The sequence below is a fragment of the Marilutibacter aestuarii genome (assembly GCF_006546775.1).
Taxonomy (GTDB): Bacteria; Pseudomonadota; Gammaproteobacteria; order Xanthomonadales; family Xanthomonadaceae; genus Marilutibacter; species Marilutibacter aestuarii.
Genome location: NZ_VICE01000084.1, coordinates 70,979 through 91,418, shown reverse-complemented (window position 1 = coordinate 91,418; position 20,440 = coordinate 70,979). Strand labels below are relative to the sequence as shown.

At 69.5% G+C, this 20,440-nt stretch carries 17 protein-coding genes and 1 riboswitch; of the genes, 7 read left to right on the top strand and 10 right to left on the bottom strand.

The window, feature by feature from the left end:
• Nucleotides 1–54: 54 nt before the first annotated feature.
• The 3 genes from FKV25_RS09115 to gcvP all read left to right on the top strand — a co-directional run bounded on the left by FKV25_RS09115 (nucleotide 55) and on the right by gcvP (nucleotide 5,062).
• The gene (locus FKV25_RS09115) at nucleotides 55–543 is read left to right on the top strand and encodes a VOC family protein (protein ID WP_246072025.1); all 489 of its coding nucleotides are present in this window, start codon (nucleotides 55–57) and stop codon (nucleotides 541–543) included.
• On the top strand, nucleotides 543–1,802 hold the full coding sequence (locus tag FKV25_RS09110; RefSeq protein ID WP_141518477.1) for a multidrug effflux MFS transporter: 1,260 nt from the start codon (nucleotides 543–545) through the stop codon (nucleotides 1,800–1,802). The genes FKV25_RS09115 and FKV25_RS09110 overlap by 1 nt, the downstream gene beginning before the upstream one ends.
• Nucleotides 1,803–1,967: 165 nt before the next feature.
• A riboswitch (glycine riboswitch) is annotated at nucleotides 1,968–2,125 on the top strand.
• Nucleotides 2,126–2,176: 51 nt separating this feature from the next.
• Nucleotides 2,177–5,062 carry an aminomethyl-transferring glycine dehydrogenase gene (gene gcvP, locus FKV25_RS09105; RefSeq protein WP_141518476.1) on the top strand — a complete coding sequence of 962 codons (2,886 nt, stop codon included), beginning with the start codon at nucleotides 2,177–2,179 and terminating at the stop codon, nucleotides 5,060–5,062.
• A gap of 80 nt (nucleotides 5,063–5,142) precedes the next feature.
• Here the strand turns inward: gcvP and FKV25_RS09100 are convergent, their stop codons facing one another.
• Nucleotides 5,143–6,408: a phospholipase D-like domain-containing protein gene (locus FKV25_RS09100; RefSeq protein ID WP_170218597.1), complete on the bottom strand. Its 1,266-nt coding sequence runs from the start codon at nucleotides 6,406–6,408 to the stop codon at nucleotides 5,143–5,145.
• Between the two features lie 142 nt (nucleotides 6,409–6,550).
• The gene (locus FKV25_RS09095; RefSeq protein WP_141518474.1) at nucleotides 6,551–6,808 is read right to left on the bottom strand and encodes a hypothetical protein; all 258 of its coding nucleotides are present in this window, start codon (nucleotides 6,806–6,808) and stop codon (nucleotides 6,551–6,553) included.
• Between the two features lie 347 nt (nucleotides 6,809–7,155).
• On the opposite strand from FKV25_RS09095, the gene chaB reads away from it, so the two are divergent.
• Nucleotides 7,156–7,383, top strand: coding sequence for a putative cation transport regulator ChaB (chaB, locus tag FKV25_RS09090; protein WP_141518473.1), 228 nt, complete (start codon nucleotides 7,156–7,158; stop codon nucleotides 7,381–7,383).
• A 148-nt stretch (nucleotides 7,384–7,531) separates the two neighbouring features.
• Entirely contained in the window at nucleotides 7,532–7,948 is a 417-nt protein-coding gene (locus tag FKV25_RS09085) for a CBS domain-containing protein (RefSeq protein ID WP_141518472.1), read from the top strand.
• Nucleotides 7,949–8,015: 67 nt separating this feature from the next.
• Here the strand turns inward: FKV25_RS09085 and FKV25_RS09080 are convergent, their stop codons facing one another.
• From FKV25_RS09080 to FKV25_RS09060, 5 genes are all read right to left on the bottom strand, one after another.
• Nucleotides 8,016–8,348, bottom strand: a complete 333-nt coding sequence (locus FKV25_RS09080) for a hypothetical protein (protein ID WP_141518471.1) — start codon at nucleotides 8,346–8,348, stop codon at nucleotides 8,016–8,018.
• Between the two features lie 25 nt (nucleotides 8,349–8,373).
• The gene (locus FKV25_RS09075; RefSeq protein ID WP_141518470.1) at nucleotides 8,374–9,510 is read right to left on the bottom strand and encodes an SDR family oxidoreductase; all 1,137 of its coding nucleotides are present in this window, start codon (nucleotides 9,508–9,510) and stop codon (nucleotides 8,374–8,376) included.
• Between the two features lie 43 nt (nucleotides 9,511–9,553).
• Nucleotides 9,554–11,248, bottom strand: a complete 1,695-nt coding sequence (locus FKV25_RS09070) for an ABC1 kinase family protein (protein WP_141518469.1) — start codon at nucleotides 11,246–11,248, stop codon at nucleotides 9,554–9,556.
• A gap of 898 nt (nucleotides 11,249–12,146) precedes the next feature.
• Nucleotides 12,147–12,659 (bottom strand): lipocalin family protein, encoded by a 513-nt coding sequence (locus tag FKV25_RS09065; RefSeq protein ID WP_141518468.1) that lies wholly within the window; start codon nucleotides 12,657–12,659, stop codon nucleotides 12,147–12,149.
• 198 nt (nucleotides 12,660–12,857) lie between these two features.
• Nucleotides 12,858–13,319, bottom strand: coding sequence for a glycine zipper domain-containing protein (locus FKV25_RS09060; protein ID WP_141518467.1), 462 nt, complete (start codon nucleotides 13,317–13,319; stop codon nucleotides 12,858–12,860).
• A 329-nt stretch (nucleotides 13,320–13,648) separates the two neighbouring features.
• On the opposite strand from FKV25_RS09060, the gene FKV25_RS09055 reads away from it, so the two are divergent.
• Both FKV25_RS09055 and FKV25_RS09050 read left to right on the top strand, forming a co-directional pair.
• Entirely contained in the window at nucleotides 13,649–14,107 is a 459-nt protein-coding gene (locus FKV25_RS09055; RefSeq protein ID WP_141518466.1) for a hemerythrin domain-containing protein, read from the top strand.
• 151 nt (nucleotides 14,108–14,258) lie between these two features.
• Nucleotides 14,259–16,160 carry a hypothetical protein gene (locus tag FKV25_RS09050; RefSeq protein WP_141518465.1) on the top strand — a complete coding sequence of 634 codons (1,902 nt, stop codon included), beginning with the start codon at nucleotides 14,259–14,261 and terminating at the stop codon, nucleotides 16,158–16,160.
• 58 nt (nucleotides 16,161–16,218) lie between these two features.
• Here FKV25_RS09050 and FKV25_RS09045 read toward each other — a convergent pair whose 3' ends face one another.
• The 3 genes from FKV25_RS09045 to FKV25_RS09035 all read right to left on the bottom strand — a co-directional run bounded on the left by FKV25_RS09045 (nucleotide 16,219) and on the right by FKV25_RS09035 (nucleotide 20,427).
• On the bottom strand, nucleotides 16,219–16,713 hold the full coding sequence (locus FKV25_RS09045) for a hypothetical protein (RefSeq protein WP_141518464.1): 495 nt from the start codon (nucleotides 16,711–16,713) through the stop codon (nucleotides 16,219–16,221).
• 3 nt (nucleotides 16,714–16,716) lie between these two features.
• Nucleotides 16,717–18,810 (bottom strand): toll/interleukin-1 receptor domain-containing protein, encoded by a 2,094-nt coding sequence (locus FKV25_RS09040; protein ID WP_141518463.1) that lies wholly within the window; start codon nucleotides 18,808–18,810, stop codon nucleotides 16,717–16,719.
• Nucleotides 18,811–19,134: 324 nt separating this feature from the next.
• Entirely contained in the window at nucleotides 19,135–20,427 is a 1,293-nt protein-coding gene (locus tag FKV25_RS09035; RefSeq protein ID WP_141518462.1) for an adenylosuccinate synthase, read from the bottom strand.
• Nucleotides 20,428–20,440: the final 13 nt, after the last annotated feature.

Genomic DNA, 20,440 nt, shown 5'->3' with positions numbered 1-20,440 from the left:
GAGTCGACGAACCGCCCAGGCGGGCATGCCCGCCCTTCGCGTGGGGTCGTTACCATGGACCTCCCCCCACGCGAGCCCGGTGCCATGGCGTCCGCTTCCCCGCCTCCCTTCCAGATCGAGCAGATCGACCACGTCGTCCTGCGGGTCGCCGATCCCGGCACGATGGAGGCGTTCTACCGCGAAGTGCTCGGCTGTGCGGTCGAGAAGCGCCAGGCCGCCATCGGCCTGCTGCAGCTGCGCGCCGGGCGGACCCTGATCGACCTGGTGGACGTCGAGGGTCGGATCGGCCGCCTGGGCGGCGCCGCACCCGGCGCAGGCGGCCGCAACATGGACCACCTGTGCCTGCGGGTGTCGCCGTTCGACCATGACGCCATCCTCGCCCACCTGACCGCGCACGGCGTGCGCGTGGGCGAGTTCGGCATCCGCAACGGCGCCGAAGGTGAAGGACCCTCGCAGTACCTGTTCGACCCCGAGGGCAACATGGTCGAGCTCAAGGGACCGGCTGACGTACCGGCCATCGCCGCCGCGGCGGGCCAGGCCTGATGGCCTCGCACGAGCCCGCCCCGACGGTTCCACTCCGCACCCTGGCCATCCTGCTGGGGGGGCTGGCGATGTTCGGCCCCTTCGCGATCGACACCATCTTCCCCGCCTTCACCGAGATGCGCACGCAGTTCGGCGTCGACAAGGTGGCGATCCAGCAGACGCTGAGCGCCTACCTCGTCGCGTATGCGCTGATGAGCATCGTGCATGGGCCGCTGTCGGACGCGCTGGGCCGGCGACGGGTCATCCTCGGCGGCCTGGTGGTGTTCACCCTCGCCTCGGTGGGCTGCGCGCTGGCCCCCGACCTGCGCACCCTGCTGGTGTTCCGCGTGCTGCAGGGGCTCTCGGCGGGCGTGGGCATGATCGTCGGGCGCGCGGTGATCCGCGACGTATTGCATGGCGACGACGCCCAACGGCTGATGAGCCAGGTGTCGATGATCTTCGGCATCGCCCCGGCGGTCGCACCGGTCATCGGCGGCTGGATCCTGGGCTGGAGCCACTGGCCGGCGATCTTCTGGTTCCTCGTCGCCTTCTCCCTCGTCCTGCTGGTCGGCACCTGGGCGATCCTGCCCGAGACCCACCCGCCCTCGGCGCGCCTGAAAGTGCCGCCACGACGCCTGCTGCGCGACTACGTGGCGATCTTCGCCAATCCGCGCTTCCAGCGCCTCGCCGCCGCGGGCGCGTTCAACTTCGCCGCGCTGTTCCTGTACATCGCCTCGGCGCCGGTCTTCGTCATGGAGATCCTGCACCTGCGCGAGGACCAGTTCGGCTGGTTCTTCATCCCCATGATCGGCGGCATGGTCCTGGGCGCGTTCATGTCCGGCCGCGCCGCGGGCCGCATCAGCGGCACCCGGCTGTCGCGGATCGGCTTCGCCTGTTGCGGCGTGGCGGTGTTCGCCAACGTCGCCTACAACCTGTTCGTCGACGCCCCGGGCGTGCCCTGGGCGGTCCTGCCGATGGTGCTCAATGCCTTCGGCATCGCCCTGGTGTTCCCCATCCTGACCCTGGCGATCCTCGACATGTATCCCCGCCAGCGCGGCGCGGCGTCCTCGCTGCAGGCCTTCACCGGCCTGGTCCTGCACTCGCTGGTGGCCGGGCTGGTGTCGCCCCTGCTCAGCGGGCACGCGCTCTGGCTGGCCCTGGGCTCGGCGCTTTTCGCCTGCCTGGGCTGGGCGTTCTGGCGCTGGGAGACCAGCTTCGGCGGCCCCCCGGCGGCCTGCCCGAGCGAACCGGGCGCGCTGGAACCCACTGATCGCCTGTGAGGCCGATTCCCGGCTGAACGGCAATCGCCGCCGCCGGCAGGCTTCCCTCCGTGCCCGCCGGACCCGGTATAATCGCCGCGTCCACGCGTGGGAGAAGCGGCCCGTTCCCGGCCGCTGCCGAAGGCGCAAACGCCCGTAATCGCTCAGGCCCAGCACCTCGCGTGGTTCCAAAACTCTGGAGAGACCGACGGTCCGCCAAGGCACAGCCTGGACCGCACGGCGCCGAAGGGGCAAGAAGCGAGGCTTCCAGGAGGCGTCCCCTCCCCCAGCCGCCTGTCGAGGCACGCTTCCAAACTCTCAGGCAAAAGGACAGAGGGGCGCCTATCGCGTGCGGCGACGCACATGGCCCAGACCGATCACCCGGACGCCCCGACATGACGAAGATCCCTTCCCTGCGCGAGCTGGAACACCACGACGCGTTCCTCGAGCGCCACATCGGCCCCAACGACGCCGAGATCGCCCACATGCTCGAGGTGGTCGGCCACGACTCGCTCGACGCGATGACCGACGCCATCGTCCCGGGTTCGATCAAGTCGCCGGCGCCGCTGGCGTTGCCCGAGGCGATCAGCGAAGTCGAGGCGCTGGCGCGCATCCGCGCGATCGCCGACCGCAACCAGGTCTTCCGCAGCTTCATCGGGCAGGGCTACTACGGCACCCACACGCCCAACGTCATCCTGCGCAACATCCTCGAGAACCCGGCCTGGTACACCGCCTACACCCCGTACCAGGCGGAGATCTCGCAAGGCCGCATGGAAGCGCTGATCAACTTCCAGACCATGTGCGCCGACCTCACCGGCATGGAGATCGCCAACGCGTCCCTGCTCGACGAGGCCACCGCCGCCGCCGAGGCCATGACCCTGGCCAAGCGCTCGGCGCGTTCGAAGTCCGACGTGTTCTTCGTGTCCAGCCGCGTGCACCCGCAGACGCTGGAAGTGCTGCGCACCCGCGCCGAGCCGCTGGGCATCGAACTGCGCATCGGCGACGACGCCGATGCCGCCAGCACCGATTGCTTCGGCGTGCTGCTCCAGTACCCGGACACCTTCGGCCAGGTCCACGACTACCGCGCGCTCGCCGATGCCGTCCACACGCGCAACGGCCTGGTCTGCGTGGCCACCGACCTGCTCGCCCTGACCCTGGTCGCCGCGCCCGGCGAATGGGGCGCGGACATCGTCGTGGGCAATACGCAGCGCTTCGGCGTGCCCTTCGGCAACGGCGGCCCGCACGCGGCCTTCATGGCCTGCCGCGACGCCTACAAGCGCTCCATGCCGGGCCGCCTGATCGGCGTGTCGATCGACGCCGAGGGCAAGAAGGCCTATCGCCTGACCCTGCAGACCCGCGAGCAGCACATCCGCCGCGAGAAGGCGACCTCCAACATCTGCACCGCGCAGGTGCTGCTCGCGGTGATGGCGAGCATGTACGCGGTGTACCACGGCCCCGAGGGCCTGACGCGCATCGCGCGTCGCGTGCACCGCCTGACCTGCATCCTGGCCGACGCGCTGCGCGACGCCAGCATCGCGGTGACCGGCGACTTCTTCGACACCTTGCACGTCAGCGGCATCGACGCGCGTTCGGTGCACGGGAAAGCCGCGGCGGCCTCGATCAACCTGCGCCAGATCGATGCCACCAGCGTCGGCATCAGCCTGGACGAAACGACGACCCGCGAGGACATCGTCGCCCTCGCCGGGCTGTTCGGCGCGCCGATCGACGTCGACGCGCTCGACGCGCGCGCGACCGATGCGATCCCCGCCGCGCTGCGCCGCGACAGTGCCTTCCTGACCCACCCGGTGTTCAACACCCACCACAGCGAGCACGAACTGCTGCGCTACATGCGTGCGCTCGCCGACAAGGACCTGGCGATGGATCGCACCATGATCCCGCTGGGCAGCTGCACCATGAAGCTCAATGCCACCGCCGAGATGATCCCGGTGACCTGGCCCGAGTTCGGCAACATCCATCCGCTCGCACCCGCCTCGCAGATGCAGGGCTACCGCGAGCTGGTCGACAGCCTGGAGGCGATGCTCGCCGAGTGCACCGGCTACGACCGCGTCAGCCTGCAGCCCAACTCCGGCGCGCAGGGCGAGTTCGCCGGCCTGCTCGCGATCCGCGCCTACCACCGCTCGCGCGGCGACGACCAGCGCGACATCTGCCTGATCCCGGAGTCCGCGCACGGCACCAACCCCGCCTCCGCGCAGATGTGCGGCATGCAGGTCGTGGTGACCAAGTGCGACGCCAACGGCAACGTCGACCTGGACGACATCCGCGCCAAGGCCGAGAAGTACAGCGACCGCCTGGCCGCGCTCATGATCACCTACCCGTCCACCCACGGCGTGTTCGAGGAGGACGTGGTGGCGATCTGCGACATCGTCCACCAGCACGGCGGCCAGGTGTATACCGACGGCGCCAACATGAACGCGCTGGTCGGCCTGGCCAAGCCGGGCAAGTGGGGCTCGGACGTGTCCCACCTCAACCTGCACAAGACCTTCTGCATCCCGCACGGCGGCGGCGGCCCGGGCGTCGGCCCCTGCGCGGTGAAGGCGCACCTGGCGCCGTTCCTGCCGCGCGGTTTCGGCGACGCGGCCGCGGCCGACGGCAAAGACGTCGGCATGGTCAGCGCCGCGACCTGGGGCAGTGCGAGCATCCTGCCGATCAGCTGGATGTACATCACGCTGATGGGCCGCCAGGGCCTGCGCAAGGCCACCCAGGTCGCCCTGCTCAACGCCAACTACGTGGCCAAGCGCCTGGCGCCCCACTACGAGACGCTCTACACCGGCCGCAACGGCCTGGTCGCGCACGAGTGCATCCTCGACCTGCGCCCGCTCAAGGACGCCACCGGCATCTCCGCCGAGGACGTCGCCAAGCGACTGATCGACTTCGGCTTCCACGCCCCGACCCTGAGCTTCCCGGTCGCCGGCACCCTGATGGTGGAGCCGACCGAGAGCGAATCGCAGCATGAGCTGGACCGCTTCGTCGACGCGATGATCGAGATCCGCGAGGAGATCCGGGCGATCGAGGACGGCCGCCTGGAGCGCGAGGACAACCCGCTGCGCAATGCACCTCACACCGCGACCATGGTCGCCGGCAGCGAATGGACCCACGCCTACCCGCGCGAGCTGGCGGCGTTCCCGCTCGCCGTGCTCCGGCAGCAGAAGTACTGGCCGCCGGTCGCGCGCGTGGACAATGTGTACGGCGACAAGAACGTGATGTGCTCGTGCATCCCGATCAGCGAGTTCAAGGACGAAGAAGACGCCGTGGAGGCCTGATCGCGCCTGCGTGCAGCACGCCAGGAGGCCCCGTTCGCGGGGCCTCCTGCGTTTCCGGCCAGCGTGTGCCCGCGGCGCGCCTAGAGCTGCGACTTGATCGGCAGCACCACCGTTTCCATCAGCTTTTCCCGCCAGGGGCGCGCGGCCCAGGTCTCGAAGCTGTATTCATGGGTCGACTGCAGGTCGTGTTCGAAGATCGCGGTCATGCGCTGCGCGAAGGCGGGATCGTAGACGTTGAGGCTGGCTTCGTCGTTGAGGCGGAACGAGCGCAGGTCGAAGTTCGTCGAGCCCACCGAGACCAGGCTCCTGTCCACGATCAGCATCTTGTTGTGGAACATGGTCGGCTCGTACTCGTGGATCTCGACGCCGGCCATGAGCAGCTCGCCCCAGTGCGCCTTCGACGCAAGACGGACGATGTCCGAGTCGATGTGCTTGCCCGGCACGATGACGCGCACGCGCACCCCGCGCTTGCGGGCCGCGACCAGCGCCTGGATCGCGAGTGGATCGGGAACGAAATAGGAGGCCGCCAGGTCGATGCTCTTCTCGGCCGCGGCGATCGACATCAGGTACATCAGGTGCATGCTCTCGCTACCGCCCGCGGGCGATGCGACGAACACGTGCGCGGGCTGTTCGCCGACCGGCGCCAGTTCCGGGAAGAACTCCTCGCCATTGAGCACCACGCCGGTGCTCTTGATCCAGTTGTCGTTGAATGCCGCCTGCATCTGCGCGACCGCCGGGCCCTCGATGCGGAAGTGCATGTCGCGCCAGTGCTCGGCGTCCTGCGCGTCCCCTTCCCACGGGTCGGCGATGCCGACGCCACCGGTGAAGCCGACCTTGCCGTCCACCACCAGCAGCTTGCGGTGGGTGCGGTTGTTCATCCGGCCCAGGTTGTACCACTTGAGCGGGCGGTAACGGATGATCTGGACGCCGGCCGCTTCCATCCGTTCGAGCAGGCTGCCGTCCATCTTCGCGCTGCCGACCCAGTCGATCAGCATGCGTACCTTGACCCCTGCCCTCGCACGCTCTGACAAGGCGTCGGCAAAACGGTTGCCGACCTCGCCGGACCAGTAGATGTAGGTCTCAAAGGTGATCGTGCGCTGCGCGGATTCGATCGCCCCGAGCATTGCCGGGAAGATTTCCTCGCCGTTGTTGAGCGCCGTCACCCGGTTGCCCGGGAGGATGGAGGGCCCCAGCAACACGGACATCTCGCGCTTGAACTCGGGGTCCGAGACCGCGTAGTGGTGAGCCACCCGGCGTTCGAGTGCCTTCTCGGGCGTGGCGAAGTTCATCCAGATCACCACCGCGACCACGGTCGCGGCGACGGTGGCGATTATGGTCCAGGCCAGCCTCTTCTTGTTTCGGATCATGGTCTCGGGCGCCCCTGTCGCCGCAAGTGGAGTGTGACGGTGGCACCATCCCCGGATGGCGTCCAGGTACCGGCCGCCGTATCGACCGGTTCGCGTCCCGCCGGCTGGCGGGTGCATCCGATCAAGCCGGCGCGTCCGGCGCTGGCGGGCACTGCTCGAGCATCGCGTCGAGGCGACCGCGCACGTAGGCCACCGGATCCTGGGGTGCGTGTTCGATCCGGCCCGCGTTGGCGAGCAGGGCCGACGCCACCGCTGCGAAAGCGGCCTGGAACGTGGATGCTTCGGCGAACTCCACGCGCATTTGCGGCACGCGCTGCGCGACGGCATCGCAGCGGCGCACCAGGCCCGGGAAATCGCGGGCGACCTCGGGCAGGTCCATCAGCGCCCGCCCGCGCCCGGATGCCGCCGCAGGCATGTCCACGGCGGCGCGAGGCGCCACCCTGGCCGACGCGACCGTCCGGTACGTGACTTGGCGGGGACATGTGCAATATCGGTCATCGGCACAGTGTCGGGCCTGCAACGGCTTCGCGCCGTGAAGGCGCTGGGGTGCGCATCCCCGCGCCGGGCCGATTCAGCCTGGTGGCCACGCGCTGAATGCCCGCCCGCCCGGAACAGGCGTTTCGCCCGGTCTTGGCGCCTGCTTAATGCGCGCGATGGGATCGTCGGCGCGTGCCCCGCCGAATCCGGCGCACGCCAAACCTTCCAGCCCGCACCGAGGAGGACACCATGCCTTACGCGCGCATCAGCGACCTGCCCGACAGCGTCCGTGACCACACACCCAAGCACGCCCAGGAAATCTACAAGGAGGCCTACAACAGTGCCTGGGACCAGTACGAGGACCCCGACGATCGACGGGGCGACGCCAGCCGCGAGGAAGTCTCGCACCGCGTTGCGTGGGCCGCGGTCAAGGAGAAGTACGAAAAAGGCGACGATGGCGACTGGCATGCGAAATGAGGCCTGAACACGCGGCTGGCGCCGGCGTCCGTTGTCACCCTTTACTCATCGGCCACGCGCGACAGTGGGCCGTGCATCGTGGTGTTCGACTGATCGTGCCTCGGCGCTCGCACGCCCCCTCCCGCCATCCCCCGCAAGGAGTCTCGCCGTGAAGATTGCAGAAATCATGACCACCGAAGTCGCCCTGGCCGCCCCGGACGAGAGCCTGCAGCGCGCCGCCGATATCATGCTGGCCAAGGACGTCGGCTGCCTGCCCGTCGGCGACAAGGGCAAGCTGGTCGGCATGATCACCGACCGCGACATCACCATTCGCGGCATCGCCCGTGGCCTGGGTGCCGACGCGACGGTGAGCCAGGTGATGAACCCCCAGGTGCGCTACTGCTACCAGGACCAGGACGTGGACGACGTGGCGCGCAACATGGCCGAGCTCCAGGTCAGGCGCCTGCCGGTCGTCAGCCGCGACAAGGACCTGGTGGGGATCGTGTCGCTGGCCGACTTCGCGCACAGCGGCGAGACACGGTCGGCCGACCAGTTGATGAAGGGCGTCGCCGTACCCCACAACTGACGCATCGCACCCCGGGCGACACCCCTGGGCGAATGCAGGTGCCGCGGCGGCGTTGCCGTGGCACGCCTTACGCCTCGTCCGTACCGTTGGCTTCTTCATCCTGCCGCGACGCATTCCCGCCCGCCGCTTCGCGCTCCCTCTCGAGCTTCAGGTTGCGACGGTAGATGAGCTGGCCGGCGATCGCGGTCAACAGCAGCGCGGCATTCGTCAGCACGAAGACGGCGTTGCCGATCAGTGCGCTGTAGATCGTGAAACCCAGGCTGGCGGCCATCTGCCCCAGGAACAGCCACGAAGACACGCCGTCGGTCCTGCGCTCCTTCCACTGGACGCGCACTTCGCGCCCCAGGGTCGCGAGCAGGATGCCCGAAGCGCTCCAGCCGATCAGCTCGACGCCTTCCACTGGACACCTCCCTGCCCCGGGGCGCTCATCCGCGCGGCCCACCCATCACCGGCAACACGACGCCGCTGATGTAGGAGGACATGACCGGTGAGGCCAGGAACACATAGGCCGGCGAGATCTCCTCGGGCTGCGCCGGACGGCCCATGTCACTGTCCTCGCCGAAAGTCGCGACGTCCGCGGCATCGCGGTCGGCCGGGTTCAGCGGCGTCCACACCGGCCCCGGCGCAACCGCGTTGACGCGGATGCCGCGCGGCAGCAGTTGGCTGGCCAGGCTGAGGGTGAAGGCATGGATGGCACCCTTGGTCGAGGCGTAGTCGAGCAGGGCCTTGCTGCCGAACAATGCAGTCTCCGAGCCGGTGTTGATGATGCTCGCCCCCTGCCCCAGGTGTGGCAACGCGGCGCGCGCCATGTGGAAGTAGCCGGCGATGTTGGTGCCCAGGGTTTCCTCCAGCTGGGCGTCGCCGAGGTCCTCCAGGCGCTCCACGTGCTGCTGGAACGCGGCGTTGTTGACCAGGACGTCCAGGCCGCCGAGCTGCTTGACGGCCTTGTCGACCGCTCGCTTGCAGAAGCGGCTGTCCTTGACGTCGCCTGCATGCAGGTGGCACGTACGCCCCTCGGCCTCCACCGCCTCCGCGGTTTCGCGCGCGTCGGCATGCTCGTCCAGGTAGAAGACCGCGACATCCGCGCCTTCGCGCGCGAACAGCACCGCGACAGCGCGACCAATCCCCGAGTCGCCGCCGGTGACGATGGCCTTCATGCCCTCGAGCTTGCCGCTGCCGCGATAGTCGGGCGCGCGGAAGCGGGGCGCCAGGTCCAGGTCATGTTCCAGGCCCGGCTTGTCCAGGTGCTGGGCGGGCATCGGCGGTTCGGGTTGCCGTCTCGCGCCCGCCTGGACCGCGGCGTCGCCTTTCGACCGAGCCGCATGCGCCGCCTTGTTGGCCTTGCGTGCCTTCGCCTGCAGGCCGCGCTGCCGGCGGGCGACCGCTTCGGCGGTGCGCGATGCCGGCCCTGCGGTCTGGCGGGATGCGGCGGACGGATTGGAAGCGGTCGTTCGGGGGGCTTTCACGGCCGGGGCCGGCTTCATGGCTTTGCCTGCCTTCTTCTTCGCCTCGCCCACCGTCTCCGGGGCACGTGTCTTCTTTGCGCGCTTTGTGCTTGCCATGGTCGCTCCTTGGATGTGTCCTGAGGCTGCTCCGCGCAATTGCCTAGCCGGGCGGGCGCTCTTCCCGGCGGGGTGCGCGCCGGTCGCCGAAGAAGGCACTCGCGACGATCGCGACGCCCATGCCGGCCGCCAGCAGGAACAGCAGCAGGGCAATCGCCGGATACCCCCAGAGCATCGGCCCCACTCGAACGTCCATCATCATCGAGGACGCGAGTATCAGCGCCGCGGTGATCGCGCCGGCGCAGATGCGGTTGGCGATCTTTTGCAGGTTCTCCATCAGGTGCGACTCTTCCAGGCCGGTCATGCGCACCTGCATGCGGTTCTCCGCCAGCAGCGACAGGATGTCGGTCAGGCGACGCGGCCCGTCGCGCAACAAGGCCTGGATCTCCATCATCTCGGCCGCGAGGTTGGGCGAGGACAGAGACTTGCGCAGGCGCGCCTTCATGACGTGCTGCAGGTGGTCCTCCACCAGCGACTGGGTGTCGAGCTCGGGCGAGAGCTGCTGGCACACCGCATCCAGGTTGAACAATGTCTTTCCCAGCAAGCTCAGCTCGGGCGGCGTGCGCAGGCCGGTGGAGGCGGAGATGCGCACCATCTCCAGGACCACGCGTCCTTCCGACATGGACCCCGCATGGGCGGCGTAGCGGCTGATGAGCTGCGACACCTCGCGCATGAACCGCGACGCGTCGAAGTCGGCAAGCCGCGTGCTCAGGCCGATCAACTCATCGGCGACCTGCTCGCCACGGCCGTCGACGGCCGCGAACAGAAGCTTCATCAAGCGGTCGCGCTGGCGCGGCGGCACGTTGGCGACCATGCCCAGGTCGAAGATCGCCAGGCGCCCGTCGGCGGTCACGCGAAGGTTTCCGGGATGTGGGTCGGCGTGGATCTCGCCGTGTACGAACACCTGGTCCAGGTAGGCGCGGACGAGCGCACGCGCCAGCGGCGCCATCGATTCCTCGGTCCGCCTGACGCCGGAAATGCGGCCGACGTGGGTACCGTCGACGAGCTGCATCGTCAGCACGCGGCGACGGGTGTAGTCCCACACGGGGCGCGGCACCTCGAGTTCCGGATACGGCGCCAGGTGGTCGCCGAAGCGTTCCAGGTTCTCGGCTTCCGCGACGTAGTCCAGTTCGGCCATCAGGGCCTTGCGGAACTCGTCCAGCCAGTCGGCGAAGCGCACGCTGCCACCGACGTCGGTAAGGCGGTCCGCGGCGCTCGCCAGTCCGTCGAGCATGTCCAGGTCCGAGCGCAGCTGGCGGGCAATGTCGGGCTTCTGCACCTTGACCGCGACGGGCGTGCCGTCGCGCAGGGTCGCGCGATGCACCTGCGCCAGCGAAGCGCAACCCAGCGGGGTCTCATCGAAGCTGCCGAAGGCCTTTCCGATGCGAACGCCCAGCTCTTCTTCCACGGTGCGTTGGACCTGCGCGAAGGGCACCGGCGCCACGTCGTCCTGCATGCGTTCGAGCGCACTGGCATAGGCCGGGGGTACGATGTCCGGCCGCGTCGACAGCATCTGGCCCAGCTTGATGAAGGTCGGGCCAAGGGATTCGAGTTCCTTCGCGAACTGCTCCGGGGCCCCTGCCTCGATGTCACCATCGATGTCGCCGTCGTCGACGACGAGGCCCGAGAACAGGCCGGAATTGCGATGGCGCAACAGGAAGCGCACCACCCGTGCCTTGTGCGCAAGGCCGTCGGCACGGTGTTCCGCCGGCGCCGCTTCTGTGTTCGGTTCCTGCATTGCCAACGTTCCACCGCGATATCGAAAGACGCTTCATCGTGGCGGCGTGTTCGTCATAGAGCGGTGAAGCAAAGGCCCCCACGGCGCGCGGGGCCGGCACGGCGGGCGCGTCGTGCAGCGGGCGTTCACCTGCCCGGCGCGTCAGGCTCCCGGTCACCCGGCTGTCGCAGCCGGTCGCTGATGCCAGGCAGGCGCTTATCGATCGCGTCCAGCCGCTGGCGCGGATGCCGACGACCGCGCGGTGTCGATGGCGCGACGCGATCCCCCGCGGCATGTGCCCGCGCGAATGCCTTGCGCTTGCATGCCGTCCCCGTGGCGCGCGACCCCGCCGAGCCCACTGCGCCACCTGGACGTGCTGATGCGGATTCTGAATCAGCTTATCCGCAAAGCGAACTTCCGCGCCTTCCAGCGATCTGCCAAAGTCGGTGTCGACGGGGGGTGCGATAGGTGCTTCGCCGCCGCCGACCCGCCACACGGAACGCGGCGGAATCCCCCACGCCAGTCTTTCGCCTCGGGAGCGAAAGCGGTGGTCGGAACCCGTTCGCAAAGGACATGCAATGAACCCTGCGCCGCACGTGCACCCCATGCCGCCCCGCCCACCCGTGGAGGCCAGGCTCCACCGGCCACACGGATCCGCGGTCGCGACCCGGGCCGGGCACGCCCACGGACGGCGGCTACGCGTGTTCGGCGCGAAGACCTTTCTCTCCTATCCGCCGTGCTCTCCCCCGACGCGGCGGCATTCGACGGGATGAGGCCGCGGGGCCGTCCGGGCCCCGGCCTGCCCCACCCCGGGGCCGAATCCCGTCTTGCTTCCGGCGCTGCAGCCAGCCCCGGACGGTTCGACAGCCGCAGCAATGCGGCTTTTTTATCGCCTGCAGGTCAAGCGCGTCCGTCCTGCCTAGACCGTGGGTTCGGCGGTGGGCCGCCCGGTATGCGGCGTATCGATCAATGCGTCGAGGCGGTACCCCTGCTCGCGGGCGGTGGCGAGGAAATCCTGGCGCTTGGCCGGACCCATCGCCGGCTGGCGCGCCAACAGCCAGAGGTAGTCGCGATCGGGACTCCCGACCAGGGCCACGCTGTAATCGGGCTCGATGCGCAACACCCAGTAATCGCCCTTGGTGAAGGGAATCCAGCGCAGGCCTTCGGGCAGGAACGTCACTTCCAGGCGGCTGGCATCATGCGGCGCCACCATGCTCGCCTCGCCGATCGACTCCTGCAATTCACCCTTGCCGTCGAGCGCCCGGTTCTGCACGCGGACTTTTCCATCCGCCTTGAGGCTGTAGTGGGCTGAGATGTCGGTGTAGTCCTCGGGCTCGTGGCGCATCGGCAGGCGTGCGATCTCGAACCAGGTGCCGAGGTAGCGTTCGAGGTCGAGGCCGGTAACGGTTTCCGGGGGTGTCTCGCGTGTCATGGGCGTCCCTTTTTCTCTATGCCGTGGTGTCGGGGCCTACAGCTTCCCTGATGGCAGGTGGAGCGCGAGTGGAGGCCAGGACACCGCGCAGGCCCGCGACAACAAAAAGCCCCGGCCGATGGCCGGGGCATGCGTGGGGGCAAGCAAGATGGACCGACCTCATGCCGGGCGCTCTGGCGGCGCCTTCGGCAAGCTGGCTCAGCGGCCGTCGCGGTCGAAGTCGCCCGGCACCCGGCGCTCGATGTAATGCCAGCCGTCGCGGGCGGCATCGCGCGCCTCGGCCCAGGCCAGGCGCGATTCGGCGCGGGTTTCGGCCCATTCACGCTCGAGCTTGTCCTCGATGTCGTCGAAGCGCTCGCCCGGGTAACGGTTGTAGGCTTCGTAGCTGTGGCGGTACGCCGGCTCGTAATCGCGCCATTCGCGGCGGTCGTCGTAGTAGTCGGCCGCCTGGTACCGGCTGCGGAAATGGTCGACGTACTCGGTGGGATTGACGGCCTCGGCGACCGCGCCCCCCGCCTTGGCGCCGACCACGCCACCGACCACCGCACCCACCGCGCTTCCGACCGGCCCCGCGGCCGAGCCAACGACCGCGCCCGTCACCGCGCCGGTGACCGCACCTGTGCCCTCGCCAATGCTGTGGTCCTTCTTGATGTCGCTCATGTTCGTGCTCCTGGGTTTCGTGGGGAAAGGAAAAGGCAGGACCCGGCCGTCTTGTCGCGATGTTGTGCTTGTTGTACCGCGCGGCCTTGGGGCACCTGCGAGGCGCACGTTGCAAGGGCCGCGATGAGGCGGTCGTGAATTCAACGCCTGAACGGGTCGGCGCGCGCGAATCGGTTGCCTGCCATTCAAGCGGGTGTAGGCCGCGTGCATGGGATCGCATCCGCACCCCGCCCGCTTCACGCCAGCGCTTGCACCCGCAGGCGCACCTGCGCATGGCCTTGACGACACCCCCGCTACGCTCGCAGCGAACCTAAAAGGGAACGACCCCAATGAGCGAAACCATTTACGACGCCCTGCGCGAGAGCCACGAGATCCAGCGATCGCTCCTGCGCAGGTTGCTGCGTACCAAGGCGGGCACCCAGGCCCGCATCGACCTGTTTCGCGAACTGCGCATCGAACTCGAGGCCCACGAGGCCGCCGAGGAGCGTTACCTCTACGTGCCGATGCTGATGGAGGACATGGGCCTGGACTCCAGCCGGCATGCGCTGCACGAGCACCACCAGATCGACGAGCTCGTGGCCGACGTGCAGGCGCTGGAGACCGATGGCGAGGCATGGCTCGAGAAAGCGAGGGAGCTGTCGCACGAGGTCCACCACCACCTGCGTGAGGAGGAGAAAAAGTTCTTCCAGGTCTCCGGCAAGATCCTGGACGACACGCAGAAGACCCGACTGGCCGCGAAGTACCGCAAGGACTATGCGCGGATGCATCGCAAGCTCGAGGCGGAATGACGGCCGCTTGCCGTCGCGTTCACCGTTGACCGGATGATGTAGCGACGCCGCCGTCCGCCTGGCCACGGCGACGGCCTCGCCCCGCGGTGCGGCGCGACGACCTGAATTTCCGTTCGCGCGGCGCTGGCATGCCCCGGCCAGGGAGACCGCCATGGGAGATCCCGGTACGAAACCCGCCGTCGGGACGCGGCTGCACCGCTGGAACGGGCGCGACCGGCGGCTGGCACCCGGGACGCGCGAACGCCGCCGGCCGCGGCTGCACCTCTCGATCGGCGTGACCGGCCACCGGCCACCGCGCCTCTCCGCGGCCGGCATCGCGCCGTTGCAGGCGGCCCTGGTGCCCCTGCTCGAGCACCTGACCACGGTACTGCGTGGCCTCCAACGTCGCCACAGCCGCTGGCTCTCCGCGCAATTGCCCTGCCATCGCCTGGTCTCGGCGCTTGCCGAAGGCGCGGACTCGCTGGCTGCCGAAGCCGCGCTCGAGCTGGGTTGGCAGTTGGATGCCTGCCTGCCGTTCCCGCCCGACGACTATGCGGTCGACTTCGGGGAAGGTCCCGCCCTGTCGCGATTCCAGGGCCTGCTGGCGCGTGCCGAAGCGGTGTTCGCACTGCCTGGACAACGCGACGCCGCCACCGCGGCCTACGAGGCGGTCGGCCGGGTCGTGCTCGACCAGGCCGACATCCTGCTGGCGATCTGGGATGGCGACCCGGCACGGGGTCGCGGCGGCACGGCGCAGATCGTTGCCGAGGCGGTCGCCCGTCACATCCCGGTGATCCATCTCGACCCCGCGGCCCTCGCGCAGCCGGGTACGGGTCCCCAGCTCCTGTGGACCGGCCTGTCCGACCTGGACTTCGAGCAACCCACGCTCGACACCGTCCCCCGGGCACCGGTGGCGGAGGTGCTCGAAAGCGTGCTCGAGATGCTGACCGCACCGCCGGGCAACCCGGTCGACGTGCGCATGCTGCGCCGCTTCTATCGCGAACGGATCGTACGCCGGACCCCTGCATTGCCATGGCCACTGCTGCTGGCGATGACCGGCGTGCGAAGGATGCACGCTGCAGACCTCGCCCCGCCACGGCCCGTCGAATGCGCACAGGGCCTGGGCCGCGGCCTGGGCAGCCTGCCCCCGACCGGCGGCCACTCGGCCCGTCTCTCGCGCATCCTCCTGCCGCGCTTCGGCCTGTCGGACGCGGCGGCCACCTATTTCGCCCAGTTGTTCCGCAGCGGCTATGTCGCCAACTTCGCCCTGGCCGCGGTCGCGGTGCTGCTGGCGCTGTCCGGGCTGGTCGTGCCCGGCCTGAAGTCGTGGCTGATCGGCACCGAGCTGCTGGTGATCATGCTGATCCTGGCCAACACGCGGCTCGGCACGCGCGCGGGCTGGCACGAGCGCTGGATGGACAACCGGCACCTGGCCGAGCAACTGCGCACGGTGTCGGTCAGCAGCCTGCTTGGCGACCTCGCCCTGCGCGATGCCGAGGCCGACAGCCGTGGCGTCGCGCCGGGCTGGGTGCGCTGGTACGCCCGCGCGACCGCGCGCGAGCTGGGATTGCCGCATGCCATCGTCGACGCCGGCTACCTCCAGCGCGTCCGTGGCGCCGCGCAGGCGATGATCGACGACCAGGCCGCGTACCACCGCGACAACGCCCGTCGCATGCACCAGCTCGACCATCGCCTGCATCGCCTCGGCGGCCATCTGTTCGCGCTGACCGCGATGGCCTGCCTCGCATGGATCGCGGTGAAGCTGGCAGGACTGGAACCGGGCAACCTGAAGGGTCTCGACGTGACGCTCGCCGTAACGGTCATGACTGCCGTGCTGCCCGCACTGGGCGCGGCCCTGTACGGGATCCGGATGCAAGGCGACTTCGGCGGGGTGGCGGACCGGTCCCTGACCACCGCCGCCAGGCTGGAGGCCCTGCAACGCGACATCGCCGGCGATCCCGACGACTTCGGCCGCCTGCAGGCACGGCTGCGCCGCCTGTCGGACGTGATGCTGGCCGACATCGCGCACTGGCGCACGACCTACCAGGCGCGCCCGCTGAGCCTGCCGGGATGACCGCCGCAGGCGACGCGCGTGCGAAGACTGCACGCGCGCACCCGTTTCCCGGCGCGCCTCAGTCGGCGCGATTGACGATGACGGGGTCCAGCGTGCAACTGACGCCATCGCCCGGATTGGGCGAATCGGTGCGCGCCCAGATCGTCAGGCAATAGTTGTACGAGCGGTTGCGCTTGTCCTCGTCGTCGAGCACCACGCTCTGCACGCTGCTGCCCGCCACCGCGGTCATGCCGTCCACGCCGTTGCCGTCGCGACCGGTGATGGTGATGGCGGATGTCGGATCGCTGGGAAAGCTGAAGGGCAGGCTGGCCCCGGCGGCATTGGTGACCGTTCCCCCGAGGGTGAAGGTGATGTCGGTCTGCCGGTTGTAGTCGCTGCCCGAGAACGCCATGTTGCCGAGGTTGACGCTGCCGTCCGACTGCACGACGTTGCTGCTGGCCGGGTTGCTCGTGCCCTGCGAGTACGTCGCGCTCGCGGTGAAGTTGCCCTGCGCGTCGACGTTGCCGCTGACGTTCACGTTGACGCCGAGGGTCATGTCCTGTTTCTCGCCCATGGTCTATCTCCGGTGGGGTGTTTCGCTGACAAGGGCCGTCAGGCGATAGTCGCCGCCTTCGGGTCGGGGGGATCGGGTGCGGGGGGGCGCCAGCCAGTCGGCGACGGCGCGGAATCGCGCGTCCTGTCCACCGTCCAGAGATGCGAGATACGCGCGGGCTTCGGCCGTCGCCTGTGCGGCGGCCGCCTCGTCGTCCAGGGCGCGTGCATTGCGCGCCACCAGCAACTTCGCCACCAGCCAGCCAAACCGGGCATCGGGTGACTTCGCGCCGGCGTCCTGCGAGAAGTCGCCGACGAAGCGCTGCAGGTGCGGCGCGGCCGCCTCGTGCTCGCCACGCGCGACGAGGATCGCCGCCTGCATCCAGCGCGCCGGCAGCAGCCCGTCGGTCCGCCATGCGGTGACGCTGCGGTCGCCCTCGACCAGTGCGTTCGCATCCGCGAGCGCGCGCGCATTCACCTCTGCCGCACCGTCCCAGTCGCGGGACAGCATCAGCGACTCGGCGTGGACGTTGGCGGCCTTCACCGCCATCTCCAGCCAAAGTCGATTGGCCGGGTCCTGTGCGCGCAGCGACTCGATCGTCGCCACCCCCTCCCCGGCCAGCGCGGCGCCCGTCGCGTCGTTGCCGCGCTCGAGTTCCAGTTGTGCCGCGCGGACCAAGGAGACGGACAAGGCCTCGCGGACCTTGGTGTTCTTCGGGTCGTCGACCAGCAGTTGCCGGTAAAGGATGCCCTCTTCGCGTCGCAAGCCCAGCGCAGCGGCGCTCTCGCCCATCCGGCGCTTCGCGTCGGCCTGCCAGGCAAGGGTCTGGGCGAACTGGTACACCTGCTCCGGCGCCTCGCCGCTACGCTCGCGCAACTGGAGCCATCCGTCGAGCGCGCGGTCGAAATGCGCGAGGGCTTCGACGGGCCGGTCCTGGCTGAGCTCAAGCGCGCCGAGGTTGGTCTCGGCATAGACGCGTTCGATGAGCCAGTCGTCGTTGGCGGGATCGATCGCGGTCAACCGGGTGGCGAGGTCCCGGTAGCGCCCCAGGTGCCGCCTCGCCGGCGCGGCGTCGCCCCGCTGCCAGGCGACATAGCCGACCCAGAACTCGCCCTGGGCGTGGTCGAAGATGCGCTGCGGGTTGCCGGGGTCGCGTCGCAGTTGTTCGGCCGTGGTGTCGGCGGCCTGCCGGTAGGTCGCCAGGGCGCCGTCCAGGTCGCCCCGCAGGTTCCTGACCTCGCCTACCAGCAGCAACGCGCGCGATCGCCGACCCAGTGCATCCGCGTCCAGGCGCGCGGGCTGCTGCTGCCCGTAGTAGGCCATGGCGCGTTGACCGACGCTGTCCATCACGTCCAGGCGGCCGACGGGTTCGAGCTTGCGCCTGAGGTCGGTCAGCATGAACTCGATGAGCCCTTCCGCCTGTGCGCGCTGGTGCTGGGCCTCGTCGCGTGCATGCCCTGCCATCAGCGCCAGCCCGCCCATGGCCAGCATGCCGACCGTGGCCGCGGTGGCGAGCCAGGCCAGGCGCTTCTGCCTGCGCTGGGAATCACGCTGGACCAGGTCGTCGAGTCGAAGCCCGGTCAGGCCGGCGACCAGCTTCAGCAACGCCAGGCGCTTGCCGTCGCCGTGGCGACGCAGGTCGGCGGCGACGGGCTCGGCCGGCTCCCCGGTGATCAGCCCTTCGGCGTCGACACGGAAGCGCAGGGCTTCGGGAAAGCACTCTTCCGCCTCGCGACCGGGCATTCGGCTGGCGCCGGGCTCGCCGGCGACGATGAGCACCAGCACGCGGTCATCGCCATGGCCTTGCTTGAACGCGCGGATTTCCTCGTTGACCCAGCGCGAACGCGCGGCGTCGGGCGAGGCGATCACGACCAGGAACCGACTGGCATCGAGTGCAACGCGCAGCTCGGCCGACAGGTCGGCCGCGGCACCGAGTTCCTCGCGGTCCTTGAAGATCGGCGAAAGCGTCGCCGGCACCGGGCCCAGCGCGGTGGATCGGCCGACCAGCCGGCGTGGCAGGCGGTAGCCTTCGAGCGCCCGGTGCAGCCAGCGGGCCGTCACGCGATCGGCATGGCTGTAGCTGATGAACGCATGGTAGGTGGGGGACCTGACCGGCATGTTGCCGCTCTCCGCTACCGCGCCCCTCCCTGGACGGCACGTGACACTGCGATGCCCGCCGGGCCCGGCCGGGAGTGGTCCCCTGTGGAGTGCGCCGGACGTCCTGCCCCGCAACCGGCCGCGGTGCCGCGGCCTGGCGGGGGCGCCCCGTACTCCCGGCTACAACGCAGCGGTCCCGGCAATACGGCCAGCATCCGACCCATGGCGCCGTCTTTTCCGGACGGGCGGCGAGCCCTCGAGGGGTCCCGCCTGCCCCGTCCAAGGCCAGCGCCCACGAAAAAGCCCCGCCGGAGCGGGGCTTCGTGGACGCGGAACGGCCTCGCCTCAGGCGAAGGGGTCCTGCAGGACCATGGTGTGGGCGCGGTCCGGGCCGGTGGAGACGATTGCCAGCGGGCAACCGGCCAACTCTTCCAGCGCGCGCAGGTAGGCACGCGCGGCGGCGGGGAGCTGGTCCCACTCGGTGATGCCGTGGGTGTTTTCTTCCCAGCCCGGGAACTCCAGGTACACCGGGGTGCACTCTTCCCAGCCGGCGGCGTCGAGGGGCGCGTACTCGGTGCGCTTGCCGCGGTACTCGTACGCAATGCAGATCTTCAGCGTGTCCATGCCATCGAGCACGTCGAGCTTGGTGATGCACAGGCCGGTGATGCCGTTGATCGCGACCGCGCGCTTGAGCGCCACGATGTCGATCCAGCCGCACCGGCGGGGACGGCCGGTGGTCGCGCCGTATTCCTGGCCGCGGTCGCGGATGCCCTGGCCGACCTCGTCGTCCAGTTCGGTCGGGAACGGACCGCCGCCCACGCGCGTGGCGTAGGCCTTGCAGATGCCCAGCACGTAGTCGATCGCGTCGGCGCCCACGCCGGCGCCGGCCAGCGCGCCGCCGACGGTGGTGTTGGACGAGGTCACGTAAGGATAGGTGCCATGGTCGATGTCGAGCAGCGAGCCCTGCGCGCCCTCGAACAGCACGCGCTTGCCCTGCTTGCGCAGGTCATGGAGGATCCCGGCGACGTCCGACTTCATCGGCTGCACGTACTCGCCGAACTCGAGCGCCTCGTCGAGCGTCTTCTGGTAGTCGACCGCGTCGACGCCCAGGTACTTCGTCAGCACGAAGTTGTGGTAGTCCAGCGCGGTGCGCAGCTTCTCGGCCAGCTGGTCCGGGTAGTGCAGGTCGGCCACGCGGATGCCGCGGCGCGCGACCTTGTCCTCGTAGGCCGGGCCGATGCCGCGCCCGGTGGTGCCGATGGCCTTGCCGCCGGCGGCCTTCTCGCGCGCCTGGTCCAGGGCGATGTGGTACGGCATGATCAGCGGTGTCGCCGGGCTGATCTTCAGCCGCGAGCGCACGTCGACGCCGGTGGCCTCGAGCTCGTCGATCTCCTTGCGCAGCGCCGCCGGGCTCAGCACCACGCCGTTGCCGATCAGGCACAGCGCGCCTTCGCGCAGGATGCCCGACGGGATCAGGTGCAGCACGGTCTTCTTGCCGTTGATGACCAGGGTGTGGCCGGCATTGTGGCCGCCCTGGAAGCGGACGACGGCACCGATTTCCTCGGTCAGCAGATCGACGATCTTGCCCTTGCCTTCATCGCCCCACTGGGCACCGAGAACGACGACTGACTGACCCATGACGGTTGTACTC

Coding starts and splice junctions, on each gene's coding strand:
- FKV25_RS09115 (WP_246072025.1), top strand. CDS start 55: ATGGACCTCCCCCCACGCGAGCCCGGTGCCATGGCGTCCGCTTCCCCG.
- FKV25_RS09110 (WP_141518477.1), top strand. CDS start 543: ATGGCCTCGCACGAGCCCGCCCCGACGGTTCCACTCCGCACCCTGGCC.
- gcvP (WP_141518476.1), top strand. CDS start 2,177: ATGACGAAGATCCCTTCCCTGCGCGAGCTGGAACACCACGACGCGTTC.
- FKV25_RS09095 (WP_141518474.1), bottom strand. CDS start 6,808: ATGGACCTGCCCGAGGTCGCCCGCGATTTCCCGGGCCTGGTGCGCCGC.
- chaB (WP_141518473.1), top strand. CDS start 7,156: ATGCCTTACGCGCGCATCAGCGACCTGCCCGACAGCGTCCGTGACCAC.
- FKV25_RS09075 (WP_141518470.1), bottom strand. CDS start 9,510: ATGGCAAGCACAAAGCGCGCAAAGAAGACACGTGCCCCGGAGACGGTG.
- FKV25_RS09070 (WP_141518469.1), bottom strand. CDS start 11,248: ATGCAGGAACCGAACACAGAAGCGGCGCCGGCGGAACACCGTGCCGAC.
- FKV25_RS09065 (WP_141518468.1), bottom strand. CDS start 12,659: ATGACACGCGAGACACCCCCGGAAACCGTTACCGGCCTCGACCTCGAA.
- FKV25_RS09060 (WP_141518467.1), bottom strand. CDS start 13,319: ATGAGCGACATCAAGAAGGACCACAGCATTGGCGAGGGCACAGGTGCG.
- FKV25_RS09055 (WP_141518466.1), top strand. CDS start 13,649: ATGAGCGAAACCATTTACGACGCCCTGCGCGAGAGCCACGAGATCCAG.
- FKV25_RS09050 (WP_141518465.1), top strand. CDS start 14,259: ATGGGAGATCCCGGTACGAAACCCGCCGTCGGGACGCGGCTGCACCGC.
- FKV25_RS09045 (WP_141518464.1), bottom strand. CDS start 16,713: ATGGGCGAGAAACAGGACATGACCCTCGGCGTCAACGTGAACGTCAGC.
- FKV25_RS09040 (WP_141518463.1), bottom strand. CDS start 18,810: ATGCCGGTCAGGTCCCCCACCTACCATGCGTTCATCAGCTACAGCCAT.
- FKV25_RS09035 (WP_141518462.1), bottom strand. CDS start 20,427: ATGGGTCAGTCAGTCGTCGTTCTCGGTGCCCAGTGGGGCGATGAAGGC.